Annotated in this window: 7 protein-coding genes; 1 reads left to right on the forward strand and 6 read right to left on the reverse strand. The window is 69.4% G+C overall.

Translation table 11 applies throughout. From position 1 onward, the window contains the following. The first annotated feature begins 327 nt into the window (after window positions 1-327). Window positions 328-1,056: a Crp/Fnr family transcriptional regulator gene (locus tag DT057_RS33855; protein ID WP_238313970.1), complete on the forward strand. Its 729-nt coding sequence runs from the start codon at window positions 328-330 to the stop codon at window positions 1,054-1,056. Window positions 1,057-1,059: 3 nt separating this feature from the next. On the opposite strand, the gene DT057_RS33860 is transcribed toward DT057_RS33855, so the two are convergent. From DT057_RS33860 to DT057_RS33885, 6 genes are all read right to left on the reverse strand, one after another. Then, the gene (locus tag DT057_RS33860) at window positions 1,060-1,329 is read right to left on the reverse strand and encodes a hypothetical protein (protein WP_128566394.1); all 270 of its coding nucleotides are present in this window, start codon (window positions 1,327-1,329) and stop codon (window positions 1,060-1,062) included. Then, window positions 1,326-2,069 (reverse strand): Crp/Fnr family transcriptional regulator, encoded by a 744-nt coding sequence (locus tag DT057_RS33865; RefSeq protein ID WP_128566395.1) that lies wholly within the window; start codon window positions 2,067-2,069, stop codon window positions 1,326-1,328. Before DT057_RS33865 ends, DT057_RS33860 begins: the two co-directional genes overlap by 4 nt. Window positions 2,070-2,501: 432 nt before the next feature. Continuing rightward, window positions 2,502-2,804 carry a hypothetical protein gene (locus DT057_RS33870; RefSeq protein ID WP_128566396.1) on the reverse strand — a complete coding sequence of 101 codons (303 nt, stop codon included), beginning with the start codon at window positions 2,802-2,804 and terminating at the stop codon, window positions 2,502-2,504. 256 nt (window positions 2,805-3,060) lie between these two features. Next, window positions 3,061-3,756, reverse strand: coding sequence for a sigma-70 family RNA polymerase sigma factor (locus DT057_RS33875; RefSeq protein WP_238313968.1), 696 nt, complete (start codon window positions 3,754-3,756; stop codon window positions 3,061-3,063). A gap of 272 nt (window positions 3,757-4,028) precedes the next feature. After that, entirely contained in the window at window positions 4,029-4,763 is a 735-nt protein-coding gene (locus DT057_RS33880; RefSeq protein ID WP_308220159.1) for a general stress protein, read from the reverse strand. 44 nt (window positions 4,764-4,807) lie between these two features. Then, window positions 4,808-5,188: a hypothetical protein gene (locus tag DT057_RS33885; protein ID WP_128566397.1), complete on the reverse strand. Its 381-nt coding sequence runs from the start codon at window positions 5,186-5,188 to the stop codon at window positions 4,808-4,810. Between the last annotated feature and the right edge of the window lie 150 nt (window positions 5,189-5,338).

Raw genomic sequence — 5,338 nt, forward strand, 5'->3', positions numbered from 1 at the left:
GGACGTTGTCGGGCGCGTCGCCCTCCTGGATCAGGTCGACCCGTGCGCCCACCTTCCTGACACGGGGTACCAGGGCGGCGAGGGCCGCGCGGTCGTGGTCGGACAAGGTCTCGAAACTCTCGAGCTTGCGGATCAGCGCGTCCTGCATCGGCCCAGATCAAATGATGAAGATCCGACAAGCTAGGTCAGAAAAAAGACGCCTGCTCCATCCTATGATCGAAATAAGTGCCAGGGGACCGTTATAGTGCTAGAAGGAGGTGTCGCTTGCAGACGCATCGGGCGCAAGCGGTGAGGGTTCCTGGCTCCCGCCCCAACAAGGACGGGATCGTGCCCACTTCCATGCAGAGTTCGTGTCACAACCGGCTCCTCGCCGCGCTCTCACCGCCCGACTTCGCCCTGCTGCAACCCGACCTCACGACCGTGCCGCTGCGGCTCGGCGCGGTGCTGATCAAGGCCCATGCGCCGATCCCGCGCGTCTACTTCGTCGAGGACGGCATCCTCTCCGGCATCGCCCTCGCGGCGGATGGCGGCCAGATCGAGCTCGCGCTCATCGGCCGCGAGGGGATGATCGGCACGCCGGTCCTGCTCGGCACGGACCGCACGCCGCACGAGGGCCGGGTCCAGGCGAACGGCTACGCCTGGTGCATGCACGCGGACGCCCTGCGGGCGGCGCTGCGCAGCAGCCCGACCCTGCACGCCTTGCTGCTGCGCTACGTCCAGGCCCTGACGATCCAGATCGGCTGCACGGCGCTCGCCAACTCGCTCTACCGGCTGCCGCAGCGCCTCGCGCGCTGGCTGCTGATGTGCCACGACCGCACCGAGGGCGACGAGCTGCCGACGACGCACCAGTTCCTGTCGCTGATGCTCGGGGTCAACCGCCCGGGCCTGACGGCGGCGGTGTCGGTGTTCGAGCGCTCCGGGATGATCCGGCGGCAGCGCGGCATCATCACGATCCGCGACCGCGCGGCGCTGCTCGCGGCGGCAGGCGCCTCCTACGGAGCGCCGGAGGCCGAGTACGCGCGGCTGATCGCGGGACCGGCCGAGAGCCAGGCCTGATCGTCACCCTGGGGCTGGTTGGCGACCGACGCCGTTGTCGTGGAGCCGCCGCGTGATCCAGGCCTGAGCCTCCTCCAGATCGGCGAACTTGGGCGGGGTGATCTCATCAACCCGGCCGAACCCTGCCTCCAGGAACCACATCCCGGCCTCATCGCCGTGATCGTCCGAGAGGTGCACCAGCACGGCCACCAGGAAGCCATCGGCGAAGACCAGCTGGCTCTCGGTGTCGTCGCTGCCCGTGGCGACCTGCACGGGCTGAAGGTGGAGGCTCATGCCGCCCGCTGCTGTTCCAGGTGGAGGTACGTCGGATCAAAGTCACACAGCTTGGTCAGTTCCGTCCAGTCGTGGACCTGCAAGGTTCCGCCCATGAGGGTGATCAAGCCCTTCGTACGCAGCTCCTTCAGCACCCGGTTGACGTGGACGTTCGTGAGCCCGAGCGCGTCGGCAACGTCCGACTGGGTGATCGGCAGCCGGTAGATGTGGTTTTGAGCCAGCCCGACCGCCTGGAGCTTGAGGTACATCTCGCAGAACAGGTGCGCGATCGCCTCCTCGGCCGAGCGGCGCCCCATGCCGACCATCCACTCGCGGAAGATGGCCGCGTCCACGAGGGTGTCGCGCCAGAAGGCGGCCGCGATCCGGGGAAAGCGCGCCGTCAGCTCGTGCAGGCCGTGATGCGGGATGAAGGCCACCGTGGCTGGCGTCAGGGTGCAGAGGCTGTGGTCCATGACGTTCAGGTGGAGGCTCTGCAGGTCGGGGATGTCGCCGGGGACGTGGAACGAGAAGATCTGACGCTTGCCCTGGCTGAGGAGTTTGTAGCGGCAGGCCCAGCCCTCCAGCATGAGGCAGCACTGCGAGGGCCGGTCATAATCCCGCACGATGTCTTGGTCCGGCTTCAGAGGCCGGATCATGATGGACAGACCCTCGATCGCCCGCCGCTCCTCGTCGGACAGGGGAGCGATGCTCTCCAGCTTGCGGATGAGGATGTCGATGGAAGGTTTGGGAGCTGAAGTCATCGCCGCTTCCGCTTGCCTTGCAGGTGGAAGCGCACGGCTCTCCCGGCCATCAGCACCTGTCTCAGACCTACTGATGATAATGAAAAGGTAGCGCAAATGTTAACTTAAGAAAACCGACATATGATGATTTATTGTAGTTTATTTGCGTTACTGCGGCAAAGGTTCGGGAACGTGCCGAGTACCAGCCGATACAGGTTCTGAGAATCGCCTTCTCTAGCTCTCGTTGCAACGGCGGTGAGGTCGGCCTTGCGGGAGGTCAAGCGGAGCCGCAGATGGTGCGGTGCGCCCTGTCGCGAGCGGGGAGAACATCGACTTGCAGCAGAACTCCGGACGGCAGCAATCCCACCGCCCACGTCGCCGCCGTCACTCGGCGCAGTTTCGACGCGTGCGCCGATCACGGCTCCTCGTCGTGGTTCTCCCGGACCGTATCGGCTACGGCCGCGCCGCCGCAGCCAGCCCGGGGTCCGCGGCACTCTCATTCGCGAACCGTGCCCGCGACGCAGCGTTGGCCCGCAGCCCGTGTGCGGTGCACCAGGCGACGAACCCGTCCGGTTCGATCACCACCCGGACGACAGCCACGCCACTGCGCTTCACCTCTCCCTCGACCTGCTCGGCCGAGAGGCGCCACGCTTCGTGGCTGCCGGGGAGCCGGTCGGCATCCTCCATGACCTCGAGCAGTCGGGAGTAGTCCTGCGCCCGATACCAGGGCATCCCGACACTGCGCGGACGATCCATCGCGAGTTCCCATCATGATCGTGGCCGGGCCTGCCATGCCCAGATGGCGATCGCCAGGGCGGCAGCGCAAGGCATGGACGATTCCGGCCGCCGGTCGGGGCGCAGCCGCCTGGCGGAGGCGCTCGACGCGTTCGATCCTGGCCTCGCGGCGGACGATCATGCGCCAGCCGAGGCGGCGGCACCGAAGGTTGCAATCACTTCTGCGCGCACGGCGCCGGCGGCGCCGTGTCGATGGGCCCGAACTCCTATCGGTATTTCAGTGCCCGCTCTCATACCCCATCGCCGCGGCCAGGGTCGCCCGGGCGCGGCTGACGCGGCTCTTCACCGTCCCGACCTGGCAGCCCATCACCTCGGCAGCCGCCTCGTAGGTCAGCCCGTGCGCCCCGACCAGGAGAAGCGCCTCGCGCTGCGGCGGCGGAAGATCCCGCAGCCGCGCCCAGAGCGCACGCAACTCGAGCCCGTCCTCCTGGCTCGCGAGCGCCGTCAACTGGCCGGCCGCGGCACTGTCCGCGTCCTGCACCTCACGGCGCCGCTTGCGGTACTGCGTGTAGAAGTTGTTGCGCAGGATCGTGAACAGCCACGCCATGAGATGACTGCCCGGCTGGAAGCGGTGCTGGTTCTGCCACGCCCGCAGCAGCGCGTCCTGCACCTGGTCATCGGCCTGAGCGGCGTCGTGCGTCAGCGACATGGCAAAGGTGCGCAAGGCCGGCACCGCCGCCAGCAGCTCCTCGCGGAAGCTCGAGGTCGTGCTCGGTTGCCGGGCCAGGGCGGTTTCGAAGCGCCCGATCAGGTCGAGCAGTGACTGAGGCAGCGGCTCGGCGACGAGGACGTCGTAGAAGAACCCCAGTTGCTTGCCGAGATGATGGCGCGAGGACCTGGGCAGCTTGGGGCGACGAGGCGCCTCGGCACCTGAAGCGCGACCGGGTACGATGCGGGAGGGCTGAGGCTGCACGTGTCGTGCTCCCGAAGATGTGTCGCGGCGGGCCTGGATGCAGGAAAGGCACGGCCCGGGTCGCGCCAGCGCCTCGTCCGAGGTGGCCTCCTGCACCGGGAGGAGCAGGAGGCCCGGCGCGGCCCCGGCACCCAGGCGGGCCGCCGCCTACTCCCTCCTGTCGGGGAGCCGGGCCGGCCCCCGCGAGCCGCCCGGATCGGTCCGGACGGGTCACTCGTCCGCCAGGCTGGCCCTGTGACGTGGCAGCCCCGCCCCGGCGCCAGGAGTTCCCGCTATCCCGGGTAGTTGTACACCCGCACCCGGCGTGCCCCATGTGCCTGCTCGCCAGCAGGTGACGAAGCGGTGCTCGTGGCGGTGCTCGTGGCGGTGTTCGTGGCATCGCTCGTACCCGCGACGGACCCGGCGGCGGCCGGCGAACCGACCCGTGTCGAGGTGTCGGCGTCCATGGGGTCGGACGCGGTCGCGCCCGCTCCCGAGCCGGTCCAGCCCTCCTGCTTCCAGCCCTGCTGACGCTCGTCGAGGTCGACGGCGCCGTGCTGCTCCAGGATGCCGCTGACCTGCTCGGATCGCACCTCATCCGTACGCACGGTGAGGAGCGTCCCGCCCCGGCGGACACCCTCCGCGTAGGCATGCGCGTCGGTCTCGCTCAGCCCCGCGCCGGTCAGGGATCCGGTGAGGCCGCCCGCCGCCGCGCCGATCCCGGCACCCGTCAACGTCGCCACGAGCCAGCCCGCGGCCACGACCGGGCCGACCCCGGGAATCGCCATCAACCCGAGGCCAGTCAGCAGGCCCGCCCCGCCACCGAGCACGCTGCCGAGCGTGGCCCCGGTGCCCGCGCCGCTCGCGGCGTGCTCGCCCGCGTCGGCGTGGGTGCCCGTGGCGGGGTCCTGCTTGTTGCTGACCAGGCTGATGTCCTGGTGCGGCACGCCGGCCGCTTCGAGCTTCGTCACCGCATCCGCGGCGTCTTCGTAGCGGTCGTAGATGGCCGTGAGGGTCCGCGTCGTCATCAGATCACTCCCGAAGGATGGAGGGGATTGGCGCGCCGGAGCGCCTACGGGGCGGCCACGTTCCCCTTGAAGTCGAGCCCGACACGAGTGGGTTTGCCGTCCCGGGTTGCCATGCCGCGCCAGATGCCCTGGTCGTCCTTCCTGAGGTCCTTGACCTCCTTGAACCCGGCCTGCTCCAGCCGGCGGCGGGTTTCGCCTTCGGTGAAGCTGTTCGCGCCCGGCTCCAGCTTGACGGCGCCGGGACCGCCCGGCCTGCCGCTCACGGCGTGATCGGTGTTGGGGCGCGTGACCGCGTTCTGGCTGCCGGAGGTCGCGCTGGAGGCGCCGCCCGTGGCCGGATTGCCGGTGACGGTCGTCTGTGCCGCGGCGGGAGCCACCGCGCCGATCAGCGACAGCAGGGCCAGGATGGTCAGGTTCGTGCGCATGGTCGTCTCGTTGGTTCCTGCTGGTACGGGGCGCGCGGCCACGAGCCGGTCGGGCTCTCGGACGCGCGTCGAGCGCTGCCCGGCCTGTCCGCGAGGCCGGGCAGCAATCCGGGCTGAGTTCAGACGGGCTTGCGCGGCACGGTCCCGGTC

The sequence above is a fragment of the Methylobacterium crusticola genome (genome assembly GCF_003574465.1).
Lineage (GTDB): Bacteria > Pseudomonadota > Alphaproteobacteria > Rhizobiales > Beijerinckiaceae > Methylobacterium > Methylobacterium crusticola.